General features: G+C 45.4%; 31 protein-coding genes. 11 read left to right on the plus strand and 20 right to left on the minus strand.

Features of this window, described 5'->3' with window-relative positions; translation table 11 throughout:
• Positions 1-4 precede the first annotated feature (4 nt).
• The gene (locus ACFOJ8_RS04795) at positions 5-1,456 is read right to left on the minus strand and encodes a nicotinate phosphoribosyltransferase (protein ID WP_380656996.1); all 1,452 of its coding nucleotides are present in this window, start codon (positions 1,454-1,456) and stop codon (positions 5-7) included.
• Positions 1,457-1,548: 92 nt separating this feature from the next.
• Here ACFOJ8_RS04795 and ACFOJ8_RS04800 point away from each other — a divergent pair, with 92 nt between their 5' ends.
• The 4 genes from ACFOJ8_RS04800 to ACFOJ8_RS04815 all read left to right on the plus strand — a co-directional run bounded on the left by ACFOJ8_RS04800 (position 1,549) and on the right by ACFOJ8_RS04815 (position 4,590).
• The gene (locus ACFOJ8_RS04800; RefSeq protein ID WP_380652736.1) at positions 1,549-2,730 is read left to right on the plus strand and encodes an MFS transporter; all 1,182 of its coding nucleotides are present in this window, start codon (positions 1,549-1,551) and stop codon (positions 2,728-2,730) included.
• A 43-nt stretch (positions 2,731-2,773) separates the two neighbouring features.
• Entirely contained in the window at positions 2,774-3,325 is a 552-nt protein-coding gene (locus ACFOJ8_RS04805) for a cysteine hydrolase family protein (RefSeq protein ID WP_380652733.1), read from the plus strand.
• Positions 3,326-3,390: 65 nt separating this feature from the next.
• Positions 3,391-4,314, plus strand: coding sequence for a manganese-dependent inorganic pyrophosphatase (locus tag ACFOJ8_RS04810; protein WP_380652730.1), 924 nt, complete (start codon positions 3,391-3,393; stop codon positions 4,312-4,314).
• Positions 4,315-4,326: 12 nt separating this feature from the next.
• On the plus strand, positions 4,327-4,590 hold the full coding sequence (locus ACFOJ8_RS04815) for a GNAT family N-acetyltransferase (RefSeq protein WP_380652727.1): 264 nt from the start codon (positions 4,327-4,329) through the stop codon (positions 4,588-4,590).
• A gap of 138 nt (positions 4,591-4,728) precedes the next feature.
• Here the strand turns inward: ACFOJ8_RS04815 and ACFOJ8_RS04820 are convergent, their stop codons facing one another.
• The gene (locus ACFOJ8_RS04820; RefSeq protein WP_380652724.1) at positions 4,729-5,022 is read right to left on the minus strand and encodes an alpha-amylase; all 294 of its coding nucleotides are present in this window, start codon (positions 5,020-5,022) and stop codon (positions 4,729-4,731) included.
• Entirely contained in the window at positions 5,023-6,042 is a 1,020-nt protein-coding gene (locus tag ACFOJ8_RS04825) for a lactonase family protein (RefSeq protein WP_380652721.1), read from the minus strand. It lies immediately after the preceding gene.
• 104 nt (positions 6,043-6,146) lie between these two features.
• Between ACFOJ8_RS04825 and ACFOJ8_RS04830 the strand changes: the two genes are divergently transcribed.
• Entirely contained in the window at positions 6,147-6,569 is a 423-nt protein-coding gene (locus ACFOJ8_RS04830; RefSeq protein ID WP_380659886.1) for a YolD-like family protein, read from the plus strand.
• A 36-nt stretch (positions 6,570-6,605) separates the two neighbouring features.
• On the opposite strand, the gene ACFOJ8_RS04835 is transcribed toward ACFOJ8_RS04830, so the two are convergent.
• The 4 genes from ACFOJ8_RS04835 to ACFOJ8_RS04850 all read right to left on the minus strand — a co-directional run bounded on the left by ACFOJ8_RS04835 (position 6,606) and on the right by ACFOJ8_RS04850 (position 8,850).
• Complete coding sequence (locus tag ACFOJ8_RS04835) at positions 6,606-7,478, minus strand: bifunctional 5,10-methylenetetrahydrofolate dehydrogenase/5,10-methenyltetrahydrofolate cyclohydrolase (RefSeq protein ID WP_380652715.1); 873 nt, start codon at positions 7,476-7,478, stop codon at positions 6,606-6,608.
• Positions 7,479-7,590: 112 nt separating this feature from the next.
• Positions 7,591-7,740 (minus strand): 50S ribosomal protein L33, encoded by a 150-nt coding sequence (rpmG, locus tag ACFOJ8_RS04840; protein WP_380652712.1) that lies wholly within the window; start codon positions 7,738-7,740, stop codon positions 7,591-7,593.
• A 343-nt stretch (positions 7,741-8,083) separates the two neighbouring features.
• Positions 8,084-8,254 (minus strand): hypothetical protein, encoded by a 171-nt coding sequence (locus ACFOJ8_RS04845; RefSeq protein WP_380652709.1) that lies wholly within the window; start codon positions 8,252-8,254, stop codon positions 8,084-8,086.
• 197 nt (positions 8,255-8,451) lie between these two features.
• Positions 8,452-8,850 carry a secondary thiamine-phosphate synthase enzyme YjbQ gene (locus ACFOJ8_RS04850; RefSeq protein ID WP_380652707.1) on the minus strand — a complete coding sequence of 133 codons (399 nt, stop codon included), beginning with the start codon at positions 8,848-8,850 and terminating at the stop codon, positions 8,452-8,454.
• A gap of 69 nt (positions 8,851-8,919) precedes the next feature.
• Here ACFOJ8_RS04850 and ACFOJ8_RS04855 point away from each other — a divergent pair, with 69 nt between their 5' ends.
• Positions 8,920-9,336 (plus strand): DUF2188 domain-containing protein, encoded by a 417-nt coding sequence (locus ACFOJ8_RS04855; protein ID WP_380652704.1) that lies wholly within the window; start codon positions 8,920-8,922, stop codon positions 9,334-9,336.
• A gap of 35 nt (positions 9,337-9,371) precedes the next feature.
• On the opposite strand, the gene ACFOJ8_RS04860 is transcribed toward ACFOJ8_RS04855, so the two are convergent.
• The 3 genes from ACFOJ8_RS04860 to ACFOJ8_RS04870 form a co-directional block, all read right to left on the minus strand.
• Positions 9,372-10,436 (minus strand): NAD/NADP-dependent octopine/nopaline dehydrogenase family protein, encoded by a 1,065-nt coding sequence (locus tag ACFOJ8_RS04860; protein ID WP_380652702.1) that lies wholly within the window; start codon positions 10,434-10,436, stop codon positions 9,372-9,374.
• A 102-nt stretch (positions 10,437-10,538) separates the two neighbouring features.
• Positions 10,539-10,943: a (deoxy)nucleoside triphosphate pyrophosphohydrolase gene (locus tag ACFOJ8_RS04865; protein WP_380652699.1), complete on the minus strand. Its 405-nt coding sequence runs from the start codon at positions 10,941-10,943 to the stop codon at positions 10,539-10,541.
• Between the two features lie 245 nt (positions 10,944-11,188).
• A complete protein-coding gene (locus ACFOJ8_RS04870; RefSeq protein ID WP_380652696.1) occupies positions 11,189-11,368 on the minus strand; it encodes a hypothetical protein in 180 nt (59 codons plus the stop codon).
• 109 nt (positions 11,369-11,477) lie between these two features.
• On the opposite strand from ACFOJ8_RS04870, the gene ACFOJ8_RS04875 reads away from it, so the two are divergent.
• Positions 11,478-12,359 carry a helix-turn-helix domain-containing protein gene (locus tag ACFOJ8_RS04875; protein ID WP_380652693.1) on the plus strand — a complete coding sequence of 294 codons (882 nt, stop codon included), beginning with the start codon at positions 11,478-11,480 and terminating at the stop codon, positions 12,357-12,359.
• Positions 12,360-12,373: 14 nt separating this feature from the next.
• Here ACFOJ8_RS04875 and ACFOJ8_RS04880 read toward each other — a convergent pair whose 3' ends face one another.
• The 4 genes from ACFOJ8_RS04880 to nagE all read right to left on the minus strand — a co-directional run bounded on the left by ACFOJ8_RS04880 (position 12,374) and on the right by nagE (position 15,849).
• Positions 12,374-12,874: a GNAT family N-acetyltransferase gene (locus tag ACFOJ8_RS04880; RefSeq protein ID WP_380652690.1), complete on the minus strand. Its 501-nt coding sequence runs from the start codon at positions 12,872-12,874 to the stop codon at positions 12,374-12,376.
• A gap of 3 nt (positions 12,875-12,877) precedes the next feature.
• Complete coding sequence (locus tag ACFOJ8_RS04885; RefSeq protein WP_380652688.1) at positions 12,878-13,171, minus strand: protease inhibitor I9 family protein; 294 nt, start codon at positions 13,169-13,171, stop codon at positions 12,878-12,880.
• Positions 13,172-13,180: 9 nt separating this feature from the next.
• On the minus strand, positions 13,181-14,287 hold the full coding sequence (locus ACFOJ8_RS04890) for an iron-containing alcohol dehydrogenase (protein ID WP_380652685.1): 1,107 nt from the start codon (positions 14,285-14,287) through the stop codon (positions 13,181-13,183).
• A gap of 95 nt (positions 14,288-14,382) precedes the next feature.
• A complete protein-coding gene (nagE, locus tag ACFOJ8_RS04895) occupies positions 14,383-15,849 on the minus strand; it encodes an N-acetylglucosamine-specific PTS transporter subunit IIBC (protein ID WP_380652683.1) in 1,467 nt (488 codons plus the stop codon).
• 127 nt (positions 15,850-15,976) lie between these two features.
• On the opposite strand from nagE, the gene nagA reads away from it, so the two are divergent.
• The gene (nagA, locus tag ACFOJ8_RS04900; protein WP_380652682.1) at positions 15,977-17,116 is read left to right on the plus strand and encodes an N-acetylglucosamine-6-phosphate deacetylase; all 1,140 of its coding nucleotides are present in this window, start codon (positions 15,977-15,979) and stop codon (positions 17,114-17,116) included.
• A 122-nt stretch (positions 17,117-17,238) separates the two neighbouring features.
• Here nagA and ACFOJ8_RS04905 read toward each other — a convergent pair whose 3' ends face one another.
• Positions 17,239-18,855, minus strand: coding sequence for a BCCT family transporter (locus ACFOJ8_RS04905; protein ID WP_380652679.1), 1,617 nt, complete (start codon positions 18,853-18,855; stop codon positions 17,239-17,241).
• A 110-nt stretch (positions 18,856-18,965) separates the two neighbouring features.
• Positions 18,966-19,283: a TIGR04104 family putative zinc finger protein gene (locus ACFOJ8_RS04910; RefSeq protein WP_380652677.1), complete on the minus strand. Its 318-nt coding sequence runs from the start codon at positions 19,281-19,283 to the stop codon at positions 18,966-18,968.
• 132 nt (positions 19,284-19,415) lie between these two features.
• On the opposite strand from ACFOJ8_RS04910, the gene exaC reads away from it, so the two are divergent.
• Positions 19,416-20,936 carry an acetaldehyde dehydrogenase ExaC gene (exaC, locus tag ACFOJ8_RS04915; RefSeq protein WP_380652674.1) on the plus strand — a complete coding sequence of 507 codons (1,521 nt, stop codon included), beginning with the start codon at positions 19,416-19,418 and terminating at the stop codon, positions 20,934-20,936.
• Positions 20,937-21,272 (plus strand): DUF779 domain-containing protein, encoded by a 336-nt coding sequence (locus tag ACFOJ8_RS04920; protein WP_380652671.1) that lies wholly within the window; start codon positions 20,937-20,939, stop codon positions 21,270-21,272. It abuts the gene before it with no gap.
• A gap of 34 nt (positions 21,273-21,306) precedes the next feature.
• Here the strand turns inward: ACFOJ8_RS04920 and ACFOJ8_RS04925 are convergent, their stop codons facing one another.
• On the minus strand, positions 21,307-21,612 hold the full coding sequence (locus ACFOJ8_RS04925) for a thiamine-binding protein (protein WP_380652669.1): 306 nt from the start codon (positions 21,610-21,612) through the stop codon (positions 21,307-21,309).
• Positions 21,613-21,713: 101 nt separating this feature from the next.
• Between ACFOJ8_RS04925 and ACFOJ8_RS04930 the strand changes: the two genes are divergently transcribed.
• Entirely contained in the window at positions 21,714-21,896 is a 183-nt protein-coding gene (locus ACFOJ8_RS04930) for a hypothetical protein (RefSeq protein ID WP_380652667.1), read from the plus strand.
• A 53-nt stretch (positions 21,897-21,949) separates the two neighbouring features.
• Here the strand turns inward: ACFOJ8_RS04930 and ACFOJ8_RS04935 are convergent, their stop codons facing one another.
• From ACFOJ8_RS04935 to ACFOJ8_RS04945, 3 genes are read right to left on the minus strand one after another with little or no spacing between them, the layout of a single operon-like run.
• Positions 21,950-22,822: a DNA-3-methyladenine glycosylase family protein gene (locus ACFOJ8_RS04935; protein WP_380652665.1), complete on the minus strand. Its 873-nt coding sequence runs from the start codon at positions 22,820-22,822 to the stop codon at positions 21,950-21,952.
• A complete protein-coding gene (locus tag ACFOJ8_RS04940) occupies positions 22,819-23,694 on the minus strand; it encodes a peptidoglycan DD-metalloendopeptidase family protein (RefSeq protein ID WP_380652662.1) in 876 nt (291 codons plus the stop codon). The genes ACFOJ8_RS04935 and ACFOJ8_RS04940 overlap by 4 nt, the downstream gene beginning before the upstream one ends.
• A gap of 12 nt (positions 23,695-23,706) precedes the next feature.
• Positions 23,707-24,621: an ABC transporter substrate-binding protein gene (locus ACFOJ8_RS04945; protein WP_380652659.1), complete on the minus strand. Its 915-nt coding sequence runs from the start codon at positions 24,619-24,621 to the stop codon at positions 23,707-23,709.
• Position 24,622: the final 1 nt, after the last annotated feature.

Raw genomic sequence — 24,622 nt, forward strand, 5'->3', positions numbered from 1 at the left:
CATATCACTCCAATGTTTTATTACTCGCTTCCTCAATAAGGTCTTGCTTGATTTGCCACAACGTCTTTGAGAGATCGACCGGATACTCCTCCGGGTTCAAAAAGCGCTTGTATTCTTCCCAAAGCAGAGTCAGTCCCTGCTCGTGTCGTTGCTTCATCATATCAACGCTTTCTGGTTCATAGACACATTCGCCATCGACGAAAATATCTTTCATCAATTCGACCATCTCGTAGGAACGGATGAGTTTGCGCTTCATTGTATGAATGGGGTGGAACATAAGCAATGGTGCGTCCTGCTCTGTCTTTTCCCCAAAATACGTAATATATTCACCTTCCGACATGCCAGTATTACGGTTGATGATACGATGGATGTTCTTTTTCCCAGGTGTAGTCACTTTTTCTGGGTTACCTGAAATCTTGATGCGGTTTTCAAGTTCGCCCGCCTCATTTTCTATGGCGACAAGCTTGTACACTGCGCCAAGCGCGGGCTGGTCATAAGCGGTAATCAGCTTAGTGCCTATCCCAAAGCTATCGACTTTCGCACCTTGGGAGAGGAGGGAGAGGATCGTCAATTCATCGAGATCGTTCGAAACAATAATCTTGGCCTCTTGGAATCCTGCAGCATCGAGCATTTTCCTTGCCTCTTTTGATAGGTAGGCAATGTCACCCGAGTCGAGCCGGATGCCGATGAAATTGATCTTATCACCATATTCCTTGGCCACTTTAATTGCATTTGGCACACCTGATTTCAATGTGTCGAAAGTATCCACTAAGAAGACGCAGTTATCATGGGTATCAGCGTAGGCTTTGAATGCCTCGTAGTCATCCCCGTACGCCTGGACCATGGCATGCGCATGCGTACCACTCGCCGTGAGACCGAATAGTTTCGCTGCACGCACATTGCTCGTGCCGTCGAACCCACCAATGATGGCCGCACGCGCGCCCCAAAGTGCTGCATCGAACTCGTGCGCACGACGCGTACCAAACTCCATTAGTGTACTCTCAGGTACAATTTGACGGATACGGCTCGCCTTGGTGGCAATGAGTGTCTGGAAATTGACGATATTAAGAAGCGCCGTCTCCACGAGCTGCGCTTCGATGATTGGCGCTTCTACTTGAACCAGTGGCATGTTGGCAAAAACAACCTCACCTTCCTGCATGGCACGGACATTGCCGGTGAAGCGCAAATCCTTGAGGTATGATAGAAAATCATCGTCATATCCAATCGATTTCAGATACTCGATATCGGACTCCGAAAATTTCAGATTCCTAAGAAAGTCAATGATGCGTTCGAGTCCGGCAAATACTGCATATCCATTGCCAAACGGCATATTTCTGAAATAAAGATCGAATACTGCTGTACGGTCCTTGAGACCTTGTTCTAGGTAGGTTTTACTCATATTGATCTGATACAGATCGGTATGCAGCATAAAACTGTCATCTTCAAATTGATACATTTGTTCCAGTCCCTCCATGAAGTGCTGTAAATCAGTTATAATCATTCTAACACAACAATTTTTTATCGACATAATATTACAGGAGGATTCACATGAAATTCGAGAGTTTCAGGGCGCGCTTTATCGTCCTATCCCTTATTGTCTGCATATCCGGTTTTTCTCAAGGGATGCTTCTCCCCCTTATTTCTTTTATTTTCGAGAACCGGGAGGTCCATGCGACAATCAACGGACTGCATGCATCAGGGCTTTACATAGGTGTATTCTTATCAGCCCTTTTTATAGAAGCACCGTTAAGAAAATACGGATTCCGGCCTATGATCATCACCGGCGGCATCATCGTTGGCATCTGTCTGTTGCTCTTTCCGGTACTTGACTCCATTTGGATCTGGTTTCTGTTGAGATTGCTTGTCGGCATCGGCGATAACGTCTTACATTTCAGCACCCAGACTTGGCTGACACAAAGTACACCACAGCACAAACTTGGCAAGGTCATTGCATTCTATGGCCTGTTCTTTTCGCTCGGCTTTATGATCGGACCTAAAGTCAGTGAACTTGTGACCATCTGGGAACCTCTGCCATTCCTTGTCTCCGGAGTGCTCACCATGATCGGCTGGCCGCTCATTTTCCTGCTTCGAGGCGCTGAGAGGGAAAAACCGATTGACTCAGGTGTAAAAGTAACTATATTCAACACATTCAAGAACTTCAAGGCCGTACTCACGACAAGTTGGATTGCTTTCTTGTTCCCAATGCTATTTGGCATTTTTGAGGCATCATTAAACAGTAATTTCCCGGTTTTTGCCATCCGGAACAATTTCCAGTTATCGGATATTACATGGATCCTGCCAGCCTTCAGTTTCGGTTCCATACTATTACAAGTGCCAATCGGAGCGCTCGGTGACAGAATCGGACGCGGGCGGCTCATTTCGGTCCTTTTGGCCCTTGGTGCAGTGACCTTTTTGTTCATGGAAGTATTTAATAACTCGTTCATCATGCTGTTGTTACTATTTACGCTAGCTGGGATATTTGTCGGTTCGATGTACTCTCTAGGCATCAGCTATATGACGGATATTACACCGAAATTCAATTTGCCTGCCGGCAATCTTATGGCAGGTATTATGTTCAGCCTCGGCAGTATTGCCGGGCCGGTAGTTGGCGGATACATTATTACAGTGACAGAAGGCACCTATTATTTCAGCTTCTTCTCAGTCGCTATAATCATAACGCTTATATTGAACATTTTATTTATGTATAGGCGCGGCAATGTGGCACAATAGAATCATGTAAAACCATATCATAAGTTTCCAGGAGGAAAAATGAATGAACAATGCACTGCTAGTCATCGACTATTCATACGATTTTGCTGCACCAGATGGCAGATTGACTGCTGGTACGGCAGCCCAAGCAATCGAAGCTGCCCTCGTAGAGAAGATTAAAACATCACATGAAGCTGGTACTCCCATCTTTTTCATGATGGATCTTCACTTTGATGATGATGAAATGCATCCGGAATCGAAGCTGTTTCCCGCACACAATATTGAAAACACCAACGGCCGCGAACTTTACGGTGAAGTGCGTGATATCTATCAACAGATCAAGGACGCAAAGAATGTATTTTTCATTGATAAGAGGCGCTACAGTTCATTTGCCGGCACACCCCTCCACCAGCTGTTGCTGGAACGGAAAATCGATGCCGTAACACTGACTGGTCTCGTGACTGATATCTGTATTATGCATACAGCGGTAGACGCCTACAATCTTGGCTATGACATCATTGTCCCTAGCGACTGCGTTGCCTCCTTTAACGAGCCTGCTCATGAAATGGCACTCGAACACTTCAAAAATGCACTCGGGGCAACTATAGAACCATAGAACGATGCATAATTCAATGATAAAATGGGAAAAGTAATATCATAATCATAAGGAGAATCAACATTATGACTCAAATTAGAATTTTTGGACACCAGAATCCTGATACAGACACAATCACTTCAGCCATCGTTACAGCAGATATCGAGCAACAACTCGGCAATGAGGCAAGCGCCTACCGCCTCGGTAATATTGGAGCAGAAACTCAGTATGCACTCGAGCACTTTGGCGTCAAAACGCCGGAACTGCTCGAAACGCTTGAAGATGGCGCTGATGTGATTCTTGTAGACCACAATGAATTTCAGCAGTCTGCAGAAAATATCGAAATGGCCAACATATTGAAAGTATATGATCACCATAGAATTGCCAACTTCCAGACGGAGGGACCGCTCTACTATCGTGCAGAACCTGTCGGTTGTACAGCTACCATCCTCAAGAAGGTATATGAAGAAAATGACCTCTTGATTTCAAAGGAAATGGCCGGACTCATGCTTTCTGCCATTATTTCTGATACACTCCTTTTCAAATCGCCGACAACAACGGAAGAAGACAGTGTTGCAGCACAGTCTTTAGCGGAGATGGCAGACATAGATATTGAGAGCTATGGTACCGAAATGCTTAAAGCAGGTGCTTCTACGAAAGATAAAACGGCTGAAGCACTCATCACTGCAGATGCAAAATCTTTCGAGATGGGCCAGAGAACGACACGCATTGCGCAAATTAACGTTGTCGATGTGGACGAAGTGTTCGAGCGCAAACAAGAACTGGAAGATGCAATCCACAGTCAGATTGATCAAGAAGGCTATGATCTGTTCGTATTGGTTGTAACAGACATCCTGAACTCCAACTCTAGAGTGCTTGCACTCGGTACAGAAGCACAGTCTGTCGAGAGAGCATTCGACGTTTCATTAGACAATAATTCTGCAGTTTTAGAAGGCGTGGTTTCACGCAAGAAGCAAGTAGTACCTCAGATCACTAAAGCATTGTCATAAGGAGGAAGAAGTATGCTGAAAAAAGAAGCAGGTAGGCTCTATCTAGAAGAAGGACACGATGTTATCGCAGAACTCGTCTACACCGAAACTGATGAATATTACGATGTAACAAGCACATATACAAGGCCTGACTACCGAAACAGAGGTTTAGCTAGGGATCTTGTTGATGAAATCGTCGAGATGGCACGTGAAGACAACAAGAAAGTGCAACCAACATGCCCCTACGTTGCTTTTGCCATCCGCGATTCAAGCTATGATGATGTAAAAATAAAATAACCATTTAAAATCCCCGCCATTTTCATGGCGGGGATTTTAAATGGAAGGAATTCCAAAAATAATAGTTGAAAGAATGAAAAAATGGTATAAACAAATACTATCTTAATTTTTCTGAAAAATCAATATTATCAGGAATTTTTATTCGCTAAATATTTTACTTATTACACTTTCCTTGCCTGTTTCAAGCCGTTCTTTGGAACAGGCATCTGCTATGCGATAGTCCAGCTCTCCAGTGGCTCTGGAGAATGACACTTCATCGAGATAATTTGTCGTCTCGGCCTGATCGAAACATCCCGGGTGGAAGATTTCTTTCAGTGTATGATCGACGATGACGCGTTCCGACGAGCTTGTACGGTCTGCCAGAGGCAGAAACAGCACAAGCATCGCAAGCAGAACAAGTACAAGAGTAATCCATATACTTTTTCTATTCATTTAGAGGAATCCGACGAAGACGCCTTCCGGTGCTTCAACTTCGCCTTCTTGACGTTCAATAGTGCCGTCCTCGTTAATTTTGAACAGCACCACATTGTGGGAACGTTCGTGAGCACAAACCAGATATTCTCCATCAGGTGTTATATTAAAGTCTCGTGGCCAGTCTCCATTGGTAGATTCGATTTGAGTACGTTTGAGCGTTTTGCCATCCGACTCAATTTCGAATACAGCGATGCTGTTGTGTCCTCTATTCGAGACGTAGATGTATTTACCGTTCGGGTGCTTGCGTATCGCACTCCCCTGGGAATGGCCGTCGAAAGACTCAGGGAGTGCAGAATACGTTTCGATTGGGAAGAATTCGCCGTCGTGATAGTTCGCAACGATGACTTCATTGGAAAGTTCCGTAAAGATATACGCATATTTCCCACCGTCTCCAAAGACAAGGTGTCTTGGACCGCTCCCTGCAGCAACTTTGCTTTCGGAGACCTTTTCAAGTCTATCTTCTTTGATTTCGAGCGTGACAATTTTGTCTGCTCCGAGATCGACAGCCGCAATATACTTGAGGTCCGGCGTTTCGACGACGAAGTGGGAGTGCGGATTGTCCTGACGTTCGTGAGGCCCGTCCCCTTCTACCTGGAAAACATCCAGTCGCTCTGTCACGATACCGCGAGAATCCACACGATACAGTCTGATTTCACCCGACAGATAAACCGCATCTACCAAATAGTTCTGATCCGATGTGAGTGTTAGATGGCACCCGGATGCCCCTTCCTCGAGACAGTCTTCGATAAAACGCAGTTCGCCTGCTTCAAAATCATTCACACCGAACGTAGCAATACCTGCTTTCGTCCTACCTTGCTTTACTGCATAGATGCGATCGTTCCTTATATCCAGGTAAGTCGCATTGGGAGATTCCGCTGCCTCTTCTACCGAAACGAGCTTGCCCGCTTCAGTATCCAGTTCAAATTTGTAGATACCTTTGCCGTGTTCTTTAGTATAGGTGCCAACATACCCAATCATTGATATTCCTCCTACAATTTTTCTATTATCTTAGCATACCAGTAACCATACCCTAAATGAAAAGAATTAATACCTCTTGAAATACAGAACATATGTTCGTATAATTGAAACAGATAAACGAACAGGCAGGGAAGGGGATGCGTATGGATTACCGTAAATTACCAATTGAAGATCTCGATTCGAATATTCCGCAAGGACGCGGAATGATCAAGTGGGCGCCCTTTGCCACTATGCCCGAACAGTTTGAGAAAATTGCTAGTATGATTGAAGATCAGATGAAAGTGGAGCGGCCGATCTTGTCAGATGACCGCCTCGAAGAAATGAACCGTATTCTGAAGCGAGCCCTCCGAGAAAAACGGAGTGTCAGAGTAGAATATTACTATGATGGCTTTCGTTTTCACACCGACTTAAAACTGATTCAAGTTGATGCATGGAGCATGGTGCTCATCGGCCAACCGATGGACAAGACAGATGAGGAAATGGTATTCATTTCGTTCATTGACGTGCTCAACGTCGTCATGATTTGAAAAAGCCACGCAGAAAAATTTCTGCGTGGCTCCAAATCAGCGCTCCAAGAAGAGTACTGGCTCTTTTTGATAGTCTGTCGCTAGCATCAGATGGTAGACAAGGACAGTAGTCGTAATGGCCCCAATGCCACCCGGCACGGGCGTAATGAATGACGTTTTGTCCTTGACTGCTTCAAAGTTTACGTCACCAACCATTTTACCTGCATCATTGAAGTTGATACCGACATCCACGACCACCGCCCCCTCCCTGACATGTTCGGGACCGATAAGATTGATGACACCTGCTGCACTGATGATGATATCTGCATCCTTGCATCTCTTGATTAAGTCATCAGTGTATACATTGCATATCGTCACTGTGGCGTTACGATTCATCAACATTAGAGAAAGCGGCTTACCAACAACGGCGCTTGCTCCGACCACTGTAACATTCTTACCTTCGAGATCAATATCATAGAAGTCGAGCATTTCTATCACGCCTGCTGGTGTACAGGGTTCCAGCCGGTTGCGTTCCCCCGTCAGAACCTGTCCTAGATTGAACGGGGTCATCCCATCGATATCCTTGATCGGGTTCATCAGCTCCACAACACGTCTCATATCGATGTGGTCAGGCAACGGCTGCAACAGCAATATACCGTTGATGGCATAGTCCTCGTTGATTTCACGAAATTTAGTTAGAAATGCCCTATTCGAAATGTCATCTGGAAAATGGAACTGCTCTGTATCGATGGACAGCTTCTCAAACCGCTTCATCGCCGCCCTTTCGTACGATATGGCATCTGATAGCTCACCAACCCTTACAAACGCGACTTTCGGTCTGATTCCATGCTTTCTTGATTCCTCTACCGCATCTTTTATACCTTCCGACAGATGTGCCGCAACTGCTTTGCCATCCATGATCGTCGTCATAAAAAAGCTCCTTTATCCCTTTTACTCAATATAACATAGTGTATTGATTGGGATGCAGTGAAAACAGGCATCGCGATAAATAAAAAGCCACCCCGGAGGGTGGCAGATCCAATTATTTTGTTTCACGGTGGATCGTGTATTTGTTCAGTCTTGGGGAGAATTTCTTCATTTCGATACGCTCAGGATTGTTTCTTTTGTTCTTAGTCGTAATGTAGTTACGATCTCCACTTTCAGTGCAAGCCAAAGTTACATTTACTCTCATTGATTTCGCCTCCTTTACTCTTTACCTATTCCGCTGTGCGGTGAGGAACATCCAATTGGAATAATATTTTTATTATACCATGTCCGGAAATCGATTAACAGATGTCTCGGACCCCATTTCAACTGGCCAGTTGATCATCCTATGAAAGGATGAAACGATGGTAATCAATGCTGGTGTGTCCCTCGTCTACATTGAACCGCCTTAACCATTTTAAAGGTTTTCACGATTTTTTTCAACACTTTTATCGCATACCTACTAAATCAATAAAAGTAATAAGCCTACCTACCCCCTCGGCGTTACTCCCCACATAATAAAAGGCTGACTATCGAAAGTCAGCCTTCTATTATTTAGTTTCTGCTTCAATTTCACGTTTGAGCTTTTCTGTGAAATCTTTGATCTCTTCGACATCCTTCTTTAGGAAGAAAGCAACCACCACTGCAACGATCGTTGTGATGATAGCAAGCACCGCTGTTACTTTAAGTAATAGACCAAGTATTGATTTTATAAGTTCCATATAGACCTCCAAGAAGTTATTTAATCTACTCTACCCAAATTCCAAGAGGTTAATTCCAAAAAAATATAAAATACAGGGTTGAAATTTATCAGAAAATTCAGTACAGTAGAGGCAGTTAATTCGTATTAACTGACTCTATTCCATTTTCTCATAAAATTTCTCCTATTTTTTCCTGCACTCGACCAGTGCAGGTTTTTTTACCCCTCGATAACTTTGATGTATACTGTCCGCGTCCTCGGACCATCAAATTCCGCAAAATAGGTGCTCTGCCAAGTGCCATAGATGACTTTACCATCTTCAATGATCAATGTTTCACTGGCGCCAGTCAAAGAAGACTTCATATGCGAATCCGAATTGCCTTCAGCATGTCTGTATTCATTCTTATTATCGAATGTCTGATTCATTCCGTAGACAAGATCCCGCGTTACATCCGGGTCCGCATTCTCATTGATTGTGATACCCGCTGTTGTATGCGGCGTGAATACAGTAATGATCCCCGACCTTACGCCACTTTTCTCGAGCGCCTGATCAACCAGCGTATCGATATTAATATATTCCGATCTGTGATTGGAGGTTACATTGAATGTGTAGAGCATGTTATCACCTTTAACTTTATGATTTATGGGTACTATACTACTAGAAAATCAAAAAAAGGAGAAATGATAATGCCTTATTCAATGGACGACTATCCGGATTCACTAAAGAACATGGAGAAGCTTGAAAGGAAAAAGGCGATCGACATTATCAATGCGCTGCTTGAAGAAGGTTACGATGATGGGCGTGCCATTCCAATTGGTACAGAGCAAGCAAAAGAATGGTATTCTGATGCTTCCAAAAAAGAACTCGACGCACTAAAAGATAAAGATGTCACAGAACACGAAGATGACCCTGGACAGCAAGGTGGGAAGATTGCTGATAATGATGTCGAAGTATTTTTTGAAGATGATGAATGGAAAGTTCAGACCAAAGGAGCGAAGCGTCCAAGCAACACTTACGACAACAAGAGTGACGCTAAGAACCGAGCTGAGGAGATTGCCAAGAACCGAGGTTCCGATACCATCATCCACAATAAAAACGACTAATACAAAATCCCCGACCGTCGCAGTCGGGGATTTATTTATACTTGGAGATTCAAGTCGCGCGTCTTATCGAGACCCATTTTATCGATTGTCAGTCCTTCTCTATCGAAGTCCATTTCAAGCATAAGAGAAGTTAAGTGGATGATTGAATCGATCGCCGGCGTCTTTACTGATGCCGCTTCTGCAATGCTTTTCCATAATACGAGCCCATATCCAACATCCTCAACAATATAACGGTTGTTCAAAGTGACTGGACCCACCAAGTCTTTTAGTATAGGACTTTCATTATATTGATCCTTAAGTGGCTTATCCGGCTCAAAGTAAGTGCTACGCTCCGAACGTGCAGATTTATCAAGTACCTCAAACCCGAGCACTTCACATACTTCCTGGCGTTCTTTGTCTATCGCTTCGATTACTTTGACTGTATGATGTGTTACGCCATCACGGTAGAGATAAAATGTATCGCCGTGATTGTCGATATAGCCTGTGTTTAGAATAGATGGTGCCGGGTGACTTTCCGGATTGCCATTGTTCAACGCCGTTTCTATGATATTTTGTGCCGGCACAAGGGTATCGTAGAGGACTGTGAGCGTCTCCATCATCTTTCCTGTATCGCTACTCGGGTATGCGCTGAAAAGATTATGCTTACTTTTAAGAATGACGTCGGCATCGTTTTGCTCGTAGTCATACCTTGCAGCATAAGTCAGCGACATGGACTCACCGATCAGTACGTTGACTTCCGGACGTTTCTCCTTGAGCAAGTTGCTGAGTACCATACTATTCATTGCGCTGGCACCATTGATAAAGATCATCTGCCCGTCCTCAAGATAAGGGATAATCTCACCAAACATCTGAGAGAGTATATGTGTCGGTAGGCAGGTCATTATCACTTCAGCATCTTTCACCGCTTCAAGTGGATCTTGCGTGAAATGATGAAGATAAAGTGGCTCTCCTTTATAATTGACCCTGCCTTGCATGATGTCTGTGTGTGGATCTTTCAATGCCTGCAGGGAATGGTATAGTGTCACTTTGTGGCCTCTTGAGGTCAGATCAGCCGCTGCGACAATACCACCATTTCCTGCGCCAACTATGGAAACCTTCATTAAAATGGAACACTCCTTAAAATTTTATAAGGCTGATTATACTGAAAATTCTTATTTTATGCCACTATAAAGCCCAGACTATCCAGTCTGGGCAAGTTGTTTCTATTTTTCTATGCTGCCATCTCTGATCAGCTCAATTGCTGGAATGTCAGCAGGTGCCCAGTTGAGGGCATCTATATTTCTGCGGGGCAGCCATTTCATGTCCACATGTTCGAGTAGCTGAATCTCTCCTGCAAGATGCTTAGCATAATACGTTGTAAGCTCAACGGTACCAAAATCATATTCATGTACAGTTGTCGTTATCTTGTCTCCTACCTCTATACTACAGTCCATTTCTTCTTTCAGTTCACGCTTCAATGCTGCGCGCGGTGCTTCCCCTGCTTCGATTTTGCCGCCAGGGAACTCCCACATCAAGGGGAGACTTTTTCCTTTCGGTCTTTGTGCACATAGTATCTCATCTTGTTCATTCACTATGACCGCACCGACGACTCTGATATATTTCTTCATCGAATCCTCCATCATAATAATTTAATAAAGCTATTATAACAGAGAGATCCATCGAAAAAGCCAACATATTTTTTTACATGAAAGGGTAATGTGATAATATTAGTACATTAATGGAAGGTACCTCCAAATAAATTAGCGCAAAAAAAAAAAGACCCCCTGCCTTAAATAATTTAAGAGGTCGGGTGCATTTAGAGGCAGAGGAGATCCAATTAAGGGTAAGGAAAAAATGAACTTACTAGAAGTTGCTAATAAACACCGATAGGGGCTGGCCTGCCATCAGGAAGATAACCAGAACCTTTACCGAAAGTTCCAACTTCTCCATAGCCACTCTTCACAACACTCGCTTCTGCTGTTTGGATGTTGACCGCTGAGATTGAGACCAATAGGATAGTACTCAATATAACAACACTGATAAGCTTCTTCACGCCATTACCACCTCCGTTGTTTATAATTACATTATGCATGATTCAAAAATCGCCAGCAATATTCACATATGCAAAAATTGTGAACATTTTTCAGAAAAGGAGTCGGCTTATGAGATACCACATAAGATTTAAAGAGATCAGACAGCAAAAAGGACTCACTCACAAAGATTTGGCCGAGGGCATATGCGGTATGACGACCATCTATCGGTTCGAGCGAGGCGACACGGCGATCACAGCTGAAGTACTATATAAATTGTGTCAACGCCTCGGAATTACTATGCAGACACTTTTTGTCGATAATGAATCCGAATATGCATTGATAGACTACTATCTCGAGAAGCTTCGGGAATACGTATATTTCAGTCATGCGGATTTGCTCAAAGTTACATTGCAGGACGCCAAGGAAACAATCAATATCCATCCACATTACGATTTGAAATACCGTAACTATGAACGGCTCTACCGTACTTACACGGCGATTGACTTCCGCAACGACGATAAGTTTCAGGCATCTGAGAAAGTGCTTCTCGAACTCATTTCAGAAACAAAGAACGTCAATCTGATTGAACTTGAAATCATCAATACACTTGGCGATCTCTATCTGATTATGGATCGATATGATGATGCACTCTCGCTCTACCAGAGGCACAGGGAACGCATCGTGGACTTCCAGCATGCTAACCATCTCGATCAATATATGAGCATCCAGCTGCATTACGGGTATGCGATCTGCTTATACAACAGTAGCGCATATGTGCAGGCGTTGGATCTGTGCTATAGACTCCTGATCAGAATCCAGGAGAATAACTCAATGTTCTACCTCGGTAAAGCGCATCACCTCATGGCGCTCATCAATATTGCGCTTGGAGATACTAAACTTGCCGAAGAACACATCACAAAATGTGAAGCTGCCTTCTTTCTCGAAGGCCTCAGTGAAAGAATGGATTACCACATCAACATTGCCAAAGAAGCTATAGAAGCGCTTGGATAGGATTCCAAGCGCTTCTATAGAGTGCGTTTGTATCTGTTTGAAACTTGCGTTTCTCCCGTACCTGTCGTTCGGATTTTCCGACCCATGTACTCAAATCCTCTAGATTCATAGAACGGCTGGCCATGAGTGTTCCCTTCTTGAACGGATACCCACTGTTCTCTGAATCCTTTGTTTCGTTGATGCTGAGTCATATAATCTAGCAACCTGCTGCCAATACCTTGGTACCTATACATATCATCTACATAGAAAACATGGATTTCTGCAGAACTATTGGACGCTTTCCCCCCGCCGATGACACCGACAACATAGACATCGATTGCAGCAACAAAGCTATAGTGTCCACGACCGATGTCTTGGCGAACCTTGTTTTCTGTGTACCAGAAACCTATTGTCTGTTGCTGATGACTCTCTGACAGCATACCTTCTACGGTCTGTTGCCATCCGAATCTGCATATTCTCGCGATATCAGCGGCATCCTCTGGCTGTGGCCTGCGAATGAGCACCGTCGAGGTCATCAGTCACTTGCCCTCCGGCTGATCAGGAACTCGGACTGCCTGATCCAATTCAACATAACTCACCTTATCGAGTGTTTCGACCTCCATAGCCTCTTTCTCTGTCATCGTAATGACATACACTTTCATCATCTTGTATCGGTGTTTGATATCACTCTGGTCAAGCTCAACTGCCGCAAGATCTGCTTCTGTCAACTCACCGTTGACACCCACCAGATAATCGTTCCTGTCTTCCATATCCTTACACCCCGCAATAATCAGAAATAGAATACAAATTGCAGACAGCGTATACTTTTTCATGGTACATCTCTATTTTCTCTCGAGCATTTCGATGATTTCATCCTGCGACAATTGAGCAATATTATTCTTCATATTGGCTGGCCTGAGACTCTTTTCAGCAATTTTCGGGATGTCTTCCCGGCTGATGCCGAGATCCTCGAACGTAACAGCCAGACCCATCTGGCGTTTGAGTGTATTGAGCGCTTCACTCAGAGCTTCTGCATCAGCAAACCCGATATCTTTGGCATGCTGTTCGAGTTCAGGGTTCGCTTTTGCATTAATTGCATACCAGGCATCCATCGAAAATGCGCAGGCTTCTCCATGAGGCACATCATACTGTGTCGTCAAGTAGTAACTCATGGCATGGGAACCGGAAGTCCCGGTTTGGCTGAAAGCAAGGCCGGCAGTCATGCTTGCCAGTGACAAGTTGGTGCGTGCCTCCCTATTAGAAGGCTCCTGATACGCTGTGAGCAGATTTTCAAACGCAAGTTTTGATGCACGGATTGCTAGTGCGTCCGAAATCGGATTATGCTTGACCGCACCAAGACAGTCCAGCGCGTGACAAAGAATGTCAATACCGGAGATGGCGGTCACCCGCTCTGGACAGGTCAATGTCAGTTCAGGATCAACAATGGCCGTCTTCGGATACAACGCCGGTCCAATCAGCGGCACTTTCAATCCGTGCTGTTTATCACTGATGATGCTTGACGCCGTCACTTCCGATGCGGAACCGCTGGTCGATGGGACCGCAATGATCGGCAGTGCCTTAGTGAAGTCGTCATGTTCGAGTAGATTCTGGACTTCAATGCCTTGCATATATGCTGCAGCTGCAGCTTTCGCTGCATCCATCGCAGAACCGCCACCGACTGCGATAACAGCGTGCGCGTCGTGGGCATCCATGGCCTCTACAATCGTTTCGACGTTTTCCAAGGTCGGATTGGCTTCGATACCGGAAACGATTTCCTTGACGCTATCACCGAGTTGAGTATTTATAAATTCGATGACACCATTCTCCATCTGCGAAGTGGCTGCGACGACGACGACTCGACTGTAGCCTTCTGCTTCTATTATTTCGTTGATCTGGGATATGACACCCTCCCCGAACCGGATTTGAACTGGATGACGAAATGTAAACATCCTATGCCCCCTTATATATTGAAGTCTCACTCCATTATATACTAAATGTTCTCTGCAAAATATAATAGAGCACCTCGTTTGAGATGCTCCATTATCTACAGAAGACGTTTCATTTCTTCTGCTACATGTTCAACTTCCGTACCGACGACGACGTGAATATTATTTTTACCCGGCTTGATGACACCATGGGCGCCGGCCCCTTTAATCTTCTCTTCATCAACTCGCGCATCATCATGTACGTTCATGCGGAGCCGCGTCGTACAGTAGTCAATTGTGTCGATGTTCTCCTTACCACCAAGCCCGATTAGAATCTGCTCGGCCTTACGGGAATATCTGTCGTTATGTGCCGATTTGAGATCCTCACCCTCTTCTGTGCCAACTGGCGCCTCTGCTTCAAGCACCGTATCTGTCCGCCCTGGCGTCTTAAGATCGAGTGCTGTAATGACTACTCTGAAGATGACATAGTAGATGATAAAGAATACGATACCTTGTAACATCAACATGTACGGCTGATTCGCAATTGGCACTTGCGTACTCAGCACAAAATCGATTAGACCCGCGCTAAAGCCAAAACCCGCAGTCCATTCAAATAGCGCTGCGATGAACATCGATATGCCTGTCAAAAGCGCGTGAATCACATAGAGTAATGGGGCCAGAAACATGAATGAAAATTCAAGAGGTTCCGTCACACCAGTGAGAAATGCTGTCAATGAGGCAGCAAGCAGTATGGACCCTGCCACTTTCTTGTATTCAGTTTTTGCTGTGTGGTACATGGCAAGGGCCGCACCTGGTAGACCGAACATCATGATTGGGAAGAAACCGGCCTGATATCTTCCAGTGATACCTGTCTCACCTGCACTATTCCAGAAGTTCCCGATATCATTGATACCGACCGTATCGAACCAGAAAACGGAATTCAACGCGTGATGCAAACCTGTAGGTATGAGCAAGCGATTGAAGAAACCATAGATGCCTGCGCCGATGGCGCCCATGCCACTGATCCATTGGCCGAAGCTGAACAGCCCGTTGTACATAAATGGCCAGACGAAATACAGAATACCACTGATTAATACCATAACAAATACAGCAATGATCGGGACTGCTCTCCTGCCGCTGAAAAAAGCGAGGTAGTCCGGAAGTTTCGTACCGCTGAAGCGATTATAGAGTGCGGCACTGACTAGACCAGTGATAATTCCGATGAAGACATTGTTGTCTATGATGGTGAATGCTTCACCCACTTGCTCGACTTCGATGCCCCGGAGCAGTGCCACTGAATCTGCACTGAGCAGAGTGGTTACAACAAGGAATGATACGAGCCCAGCAATCGCGGCTGCTCCATTTTTATCCTTTGACATACCGAAAGCGAGCCCGACCGCAAAAAGTATGGCGAGGTTGGTCAAAATTGCGTTGCCGGCTGTGATGAACATACCAGCCACTGCATTACCTGCACCCCAACCTTCTGGATCAATCGCATAGCCTATACCGAGCAAAAGTGCTGCAGCTGGTAGCACCGCAACAGGAAGCATAAAAGCACGCCCCATATTCTGGATATAACGCAACATAAGAAACTCACTCCTTCTCTATTAAAATATTTTATTACAATATATCATAATATTTAATTATGTTATGCAGAAATTTTAGTAACTGTACTATAATAAGACCAAAAAGCACTAGGGAGAGGACGAGGGAATGATGGAATACTTGATCCACAATGCAAATCTTGTGACGCATGAGAAGATTCTAATAGACCACTGGCTTTTGTGCCGTGATGGCAGTATTGAAGACTTTGGTCCGATGGCGATCTGCCCTGACGCTCACAATACGCTGGATGCAGAAAATATGTACGTACTTCCGGGGGCAATCGAAATGCACATCCACGGCGCGAATGGTGTTGACGCTATGGATGCAGATATGGAATATCTTGAAAAGATTTCCGCGCATCTACCAAGTACTGGTTCGACTGCTTATCTCTCTACAACCATGACAGCACCAATATCCGACATAGAGCGAGCGCTGATTAATTTGGCGGACTATAAATATGTCTCTGGTGCAGAAATGCTCGGTATCCACCTAGAGGGGCCCTTTATTTCAACCCGTCACCCGGGCGCTCAAGATCCCAAGCACATATTAACTCCCGATACGGAAATACTTCGGCACCTTCAGAATATATCTGGTGAGCGCATCCGGCTTCTGACTTACGCTCCCGAGGCAGACACAACGGCTTTCCTCGAAGCAGTACGCGCTTTGGATATCATCCCCTCTGCAGGTCATACAGATGCGACTTACGGCATATTGAAACAAGCTGAGAAAGACGGATTATCGCATATCACTCATCTATACAACGGGATGCGCGGACTCCACCATCGTGAGCCTGGTGTGGTTGGTTTCGCATACATCGCCGCACCTTATGTGGAAATCATTGCGGATGGCATCCACTCGGCACCTGAAATGGTGAAGCTCGCTTATAACACGATCAGCTCGGAGCGCCTCATACTCATTACCGACGCCATGCGGGCACAAGGTCTGCCAGATGGCGCATACGACCTAGGTGGACAGACTGTCCACGTCTCCGGTAACGAAGCCAGACTATCAGACGGGACGCTAGCTGGCAGTGTACTGACAATGCAGCAAGCTATCCGCAACATGCGTAATTTTACTGGTTGCAGCTGGCCAGATATCGTCCGCATGAGTGCGTATAACCCTGCCGTTGAGCTTGGACTGAGTGATATCAAGGGCGTGATTAGACGAGGAGCCGATGCAGATCTCGTCATTTATGATGATGTTTCAAGCCTGAAGTATACAATTATTAAGGGAGAACGCATCTTCTGATCGTCCTTTATCAATTAAAAGTTTTGATATCACTTTCGTGTAACTGAACAGCAAAGTGTACATCAAAAAACGTACTTCAAAGTGTTACTTTGAAGTACGTTTTTAACACTTGAATTTTTATTCTACTCCCACCATCTATCACGTTTTGCATGGGTAATGGAGAGAGTCCGCCGCTCCTTCTCCTTATGCTTCCTGCGTCTTTCCTCAAGCTTGATTCTATCCTCACCAAGTGTTTTCACGAATGATATCATGAGCATGGCAAAGATAACGATAAGCGGTGCCCCGGCAACAATCGAGGCTGTCTGTAACAGACTAAGTGAATCTTCACCACTGATCAACATTAGTGAGAACGGCAATACGGATAGCGCAAATGCCCAGAACAGTCGATTCCATCTATACGGTTCACCCTCCACTTCAGACTGCGTTGTACCAGCAAGTATATAGGAACCGGAATCGAATGTCGTCGCCAGGTAAATGAGCGCGGTCACAACGAATAAGGCAGTGGTGATTTTTCCGAAAGGCAATTGACCAATGATGGCCATAATCGCCGCTTCTCCACTTTCATTGTTGATTACTTCAGTTACAGAAAATGTACCTGAAATTTCGAGCCATAGCCCATAGTTGCCGAGGATACCAAAGAAGAGTACACAGCCGAGCGTACCATAAAGCAATGTGCCGAGTACGACCTCCTTTAGTCTACGACCTTTCGAAATACGTGCAATGAAAAGTCCGACGAATGGCGCATAGACAAGCCACCAAGCCCAATAGAACACTGTCCAGTCCTGCGGGAAAGACGTCTCAGGCACATCACGATAGCCACCAAACGGTTCGAGCCACGTTGCCATCCTAAAGAAATCTTTGAGCATCAGCCCAACACTTGATACCGTTGTCTCCATAATAAATACCGTCGGCCCTACAATGAACACGAATCCAAGTAGCAAGAAAGTCAGCCACAGATTGATGTCACTGAGCACCTTAATGCCGCGCTTTAATCCAGAATAAGCGCTGAATGCGAAGATTGCGGTGGCAGAAATCAATATGCCGACACGAAGCATCGTTCCGCCGTCATCAATTCCAAAAAGCACCTCTATTCCTGCTGCAATCATCGGCGTGGCTAGACCCAAGGTTGTTCCGGCCCCACCCAACAGACCAAATATGAATAAAATATCAATCAGTTTTCCCGGCCATCTTTTCGTCTGTCTTCCAAGGAGTGGTTCACATGCCAGACTGATTTTCAATATCGGTGTTTTTTTGACGTATAGAGCATAGGCAATAGGTAGTGCCGGCAGTACATATATGGCCCATGCAATCGGGCCCCAGTGGAAGATGCCATATGTAGAGGCATAATTGATTGCTTCCTCACTGCCAGGTTCCAGATGGAACGGGGGTGCTTGATAATAGTAGACCCATTCTATAACACCCCAATATAGAATGCTCGATCCAATACCGGCACAAAAAAGCATGGCAGCCCAGCTGAATGTACCAAACTCAGGATCATCGGACTCGGCGCCAAGTGTCACCTGTCCATATTTTCCAAAGGCAATGTAGAGCACAAAACAGAATACCGCGAGCGCTATGGACAGATAAACCGCACCAAGTCCAGTTGTCACCCACGCGTTCAACTGAAGGATAGTGTCACGACTCGCCTCGGGGAAGGCGATCAGTGGCACAACCACTGAAATCAGAATCAACAGTGAAACTAAGAATGTCGGCCAGTCCATCAATCGATATTTTCTCATGTTATTACCTCCTGGTAATTTTGCACTATAAATGCGAACTACTATATCAGACTATCATACTGGCCGACATAAGCAAGTTGACTAAAAAAGACGGGCATATAGCCCGTCTTTTAATCTCCAATATTGTAATGATACCTTTTGAAACGCACAGTACTCGGAAGAAAGACACCTAAGTAGATGGCGAGTAGCACTGCGCTTAATATTATCGACAGCCCCATCGGCAACTTCATGATTGGAATGAGCAAAAAAACCATCAATGCAACACCGAGTATTGCGATGTAATCGTAGATAATTGTCAGCGTCGACGGTTCAAGATACTCTCTGCACCTCGGACATCTGACTCTTGTACGCGGCTTCAGGGCATAGCCGAGAAGTTTTTCTTTATATGTCCATTCGTGTTCGCAGTAAGGGCATTTTCCCAATTTCATCACTCCGCTCATTGACTATATAATTATTATAATTGAAATGTTGAGGGGAAACCAAACCTAATTATTGAAAGCGCTTGCAAATAACAGACTATTCGAATAAAATGGAGCTACATTAAACAGGGGGTATGCATAATGGTATTCGACTTTCCAAACAAGCAGGATGCACAGTACAAGATCAAAGAGCAGTACGAGAACTACATCGGCGGCGAATGGGTGCCACCGGTCAATGGAGAATACTTCGATAACGAATCACCTGTCATCGGAAAAGTAGTTTCAAAAGTACCGCGATCCACGCAAGAAGATATCGACAAGGCAGTGGAAGCGGCTCACAAAGCTCAGGAATCTTGGGGAAAGACTTCCCCGACCGAACGCAGCAATATCCTTTTGAAAATCGCAGACCGTGTGGAGCAGAACCTCGAAGAACTGGCAGTGCTTGAAACGTTCGAAAATGGTAAGGCAGTCAGAGAGACGCTCAACGCGGACCTGCCACTTATCGTCGACCATTTCAGATATTTCGCTGGTGCCATCCGCGCGCAAGAAGGCGGAATTTCACAGCTCGACGACGATACAGTCGCTTATCACTTCCATGAACCCATCGGCGTTGTTGGACAGATCATTCCTTGGAACTTCCCGATGCTGATGGCCACATGGAAACTTGCACCAGCACTAGCTGCAGGTAACTCAGTCGTCTTGAAACCTGCAGAGCAAACGCCAACAACCATCCTCCATCTGATGGAGCTTGTGGGTGACCTGATTCCAAAAGGTGTTGTTAATGTCGTCAATGGGTTCGGATCAGAAGCCGGCCAGGCACTTGCGACACACGACAAGATAAACAAGCTCGCCTTCACAGGAGAAACAACGACAGGTCGTATCATCATGCAGAATGCGAGCCAGAATATTATTCCTGTCACGCTCGAACTTGGCGGAAAATCACCAAACATCTTCGCTAAAGATGTCATGGATGCGGATGATGGCTATCTTGACAAAGCGATTGAAGGCCTTGTTATGTTCGCGCTCAACCAAGGTGAAGTCTGTACATGTCCTTCCCGCGCACTCATTCATGAAGACATCTTCGATGAATTTATGAAACGTGTCGTCCAACGTGTCGAGCAGATCAAAGTCGGCAATCCTTTCGATGTCAATACGATGATGGGGGCACAGACATCAAAAGAGCAGAAAGAGAAAATCAGTTCTTATCTGGATATCGGTAGAAAAGAAGGCGCTGAGATTTTGACTGGCGGGAACGTCAAGGAAGTCGACGGAGAAATTGAAGGTGGCTATTACTTCGAACCCACTATTTTCAAAGGAGATAATACCATGCGGATTTTCCAAGAGGAGATTTTTGGTCCCGTCCTTGCTGTCGCAACCTACAAGGATGATGATGAAGCCATCTCCATCGCCAACGACACGCTTTATGGTCTCGGGGCGGGGGTTTGGACGCGCTCGCAAAACAGAGCATACAGATTCGGACGCGCTATCCAAGCAGGTCGTGTATGGGTGAACACGTATCATGACTACCCTGCGCATGCTGCGTTCGGTGGTTACAAGATGAGTGGTATCGGCCGTGAGAACCACCTCATGATGCTCAGCCACTACCAGCAGACTAAAAATCTGCTCGTAAGCTATGGCGAATCACCAAAAGGATTCTTCTAAATGGAAACACTGAATGCCGTTGATGCGACAGAAACGGCTAAAGCTCTAATTAGAGACCTCAAGGCTGAGCATGGCCCTCTCATCTTCCATCAGTCTGGCGGTTGCTGTGATGGCTCGAGTCCGATGTGCCTGAAAGAAGGGACAATGATGATTGGCGCTGCCGATGTGAAACTCGGCGAAGTCGAAGGCGTGCCTTTCTACATGCATAACCGACAGTATGAGTATTGGAAACATACCCGGTTGACACTGGACGTCGTTGAGGGGATCGGTGGCATGTTCAGTGTGGAAGGCCCCCGCGGTGTACGCTTCCACATCCGAAGTGAACCTATAAAATAAAGAAAATGGTCTGTACGAAAGTACAGACCATTTTTTATTCTTCGTCATCAAACTCGTAGTAATCACCGAGGATATCCTTGATTCGGATCTCTTCCGTTGACTGGATCAGCTTGATGTTAGAAATCACTTTATCGCACCCTTCGTTCGCCAGGTGATTGTTCAGTTTCTTGATCAGATTCATCAATTCATCAATGCTTCCCTCCACCGTCGTCTCCATTGGACCGACGAAGTGGGTCAATCCACTATCCTCGATAATTTCAATCGCACCACCGACATGGCTATATAGATCTTTAGCGCCCGGATGATGAGGAAGTAGTTGAATACTCATAATATAGTTCATCAATAAGCCTCCTTTTTAGAATTATAGTTCACTAATATGATACCATTATGAAAAGTGCTTTTAAAGAAACTCGAGCACCCCCATATAAAAGGAGCAGTCGAATGAACAGAAGTACATTGAAGTGGCTGAATTTTACGCTGACCATTATTGCACTATTCGCCATCTACGTCTTCTTAGACGGTATAATAAATCCATCAATGCAGGGCCTGCTGATTGTCGGCTTATTGATTGTTGGCATGGTTTCTCTTGTGCTTGTTCTGCGTAGGGAGAATGACAGTGGCTGATAGCCTGATCCATATCGAAGCACCGACCATTAGCATGATCGGTGCTTTTTTAACTAGCCAAGGATACGCCACATATATATTGTTGCATACGCACCGTTATCTCCCCATTCATCTGTCACCGAACGGATGTAGTCGGCGCTCGGTTTCTCATCAAGATTATCAGTAATCTTGATTGCATTTCTAAGACCTGCATCGCCGATCGGCACTGCATTTCTAAACTTCAATGTACGCATCAGTACGGTATTGGCGCTCCACGGTCCAATTCCTTTCACACTGATCAAGTGCTCGAGCACTATTTCGTAACTTCCCATCTGTTGCAGATTTGTCTTTGAAAGGGTGCTTTTTTGGATACCCTCGGCACAGCGATGTAAGTATTCTGCTTTTCTATAGGATATCTGCATCTTGCGCATTGATTCGATATCAAGTGAAAGGATCTCTGCTGGAGAAGGCATTATCCAGTATTTTTCTTCCTCAAACTCGACATAATGATTAAAATATTCGACTAGCCGGCGCTTTAGAACAAAAGCAAACTGCATATTGATTTGCTGGCCGAGAATCGCCCACGTCAGCCCTTCCATGATGTCGGGTGTGCCTATCATGCGGTAGCCATATAGTTCCTCGACAATTCCGCGAAGTCTTGGATCATGGTTTGCAAAGTCATAGAATGCCGCCATATCATAATCAAGATCAAGCCACTCCACAACATAGTCCTCTATATCGGTTTCCTCTACCCCATCGTTCACTAAAACATCCACTTCAACAGCATCTTTTGGTCCAGCTTTCACTTCAAGTAATACAGCATTACCATGAAGCTGGATTGCTTTTCTGATCACGTTGTTATGAGTACGGTAGAGGCAGTCATCTTGCTGATCCATGAATGCATAGTTCAATGCATAATCGAACGGCCCGCTTGCCTTGATGATCATCGGCCGGGTCTCCCTTTAAGTGTATCCCCTTGCCGTGGCTCGCGCATTTCCGTAAATTGGATGCGTATGGACTGAGAAGTATGAGGGTCTGCACCATCCATGACGTGAAAGTGCAAGTGCGGTGTATCGGATGCGCCGCTGTTGCCGCACTGGGCAATCCTCGTGCCGGTTTCTACGGTATCTCCTTGTTCTACAGTGATTGAATGCTGTCTCAGATGGGCAAGGAGGGAATATTCATTATAGCCGTGGCTGATAATGATATGGTTGCCTTCAGGCGCTGACATATTGGAAGTATGCGGTGGATTGTCCACGACATCATTCACCACTTTGACGACCTCCCCACCTCTTGGTGCAAGTACAGAAGCGCCGAATGCATAGTAAGCTTCAAGAGACGCTTCATCTCCATCAAATGCGGACCCACTCGATTTACGGATGAAATCATAGGCATACCGTTGGTGGGCATATGGATAGTGGTAATTCAAGAAGCGGTCGCTGCCGCCCCAAAGGACGAACCAATCCGCTTCAAAAGGCAGACGATATGCATTGATGGACACCTCCCGGTCCGACGTATACTTTTCGTAGACGTCAAACTGGATACCGATGATTTCACCATCGGTGCTGTAAGCGACGGTAATCATACGATTCTCATCTGTATCCACCCATTGGTATCGTTTGATTCCCGGTTCGAGCTGATTTGAATGTTTCAGTTTAAAGTCGCCCGCATCCTGACTGAATGCATGCGCAGCTTCGACAAAAGTATCAAGACCCATTTGAAGTTGGAAATCTTTTACCGTTTGCCTATAAATCCTTTCGAAACCGCCTTCTGAAAAGTAGTATCCGAACTCCTCGGGAAACACGCTTTGTTGCGCCATGATTGTGCCCTCCTATGGTCTAATCTTTTCTATAATATCCTCAGTCTGCATTTCGATTGAAATGAGATCATTCAAGCGGTAATCCGCGTAATCCTGTATGATGACATGATCCTCTGAAATATCCATCGCACTTGCAATTTCCTGGATTGGGGCCTCACCGCCATTTTTCGTATTGACGAATACGTAATCTGCTTCATAGGCACCGAGATCTTGAGGCGTCACTTCAAATGGCCCTTCCCGAAGTGTCTCCTCGAGTGCTGGATCCATTCCAAAACTAAGCACGTCATATACCGCTTCAGTACCATATGCTGAATATTGTCCATACACATAGTATGAATCTGAAGCTTCTACAAGTACGATAGCCTGACTGTCTAAGATGACCTCTCCTGCTTCACGCCGAAGTCGGGACGTTTCTTCAAGCCAATCGTCCCCGAGAACTTCCGCTTCCGTCTGCTTGTTCAATACAACACCAAGATTATGAAGATGCGTCAAGTAGAGTCTGTCACGAAACGGACTGAACGGCGAGGCTGCGTAGCTCATCTGCACTGTCGGTGCAATCTCCTGATACTGAAAAACATATTCGTCAGGTGCAAATGTAATAATCAGGTCCGGTGCCAAGGCTTCAAGCTCCTCGATATCACCAGGCGCTAAATAGGTAATATCGGGATCAAGACGGTCTGCAATTCGGGTATTTTTTAAAGCCTCATTTACGCCAATGACATTGCTGCCGAAAAGATTTGCATTACCGACATCCATCGTTCGGAAAAGTACGACCCGCTTAGGGTCAGATGGGATATCAATCTGTTCGGTATGCTCTGTCATAACCTGCCGGATTGTCCCATCGTCTGAAACACCCGTTTCCCTGAAACTGCTGCACGCTGCCATGAAGAATACAAGCAAGACGACCATCAATAATCTTAATTTCATC

The organism is Salinicoccus sesuvii (assembly GCF_042648145.1).
Classification (GTDB): Bacteria; Bacillota; Bacilli; order Staphylococcales; family Salinicoccaceae; genus Salinicoccus; species Salinicoccus sesuvii.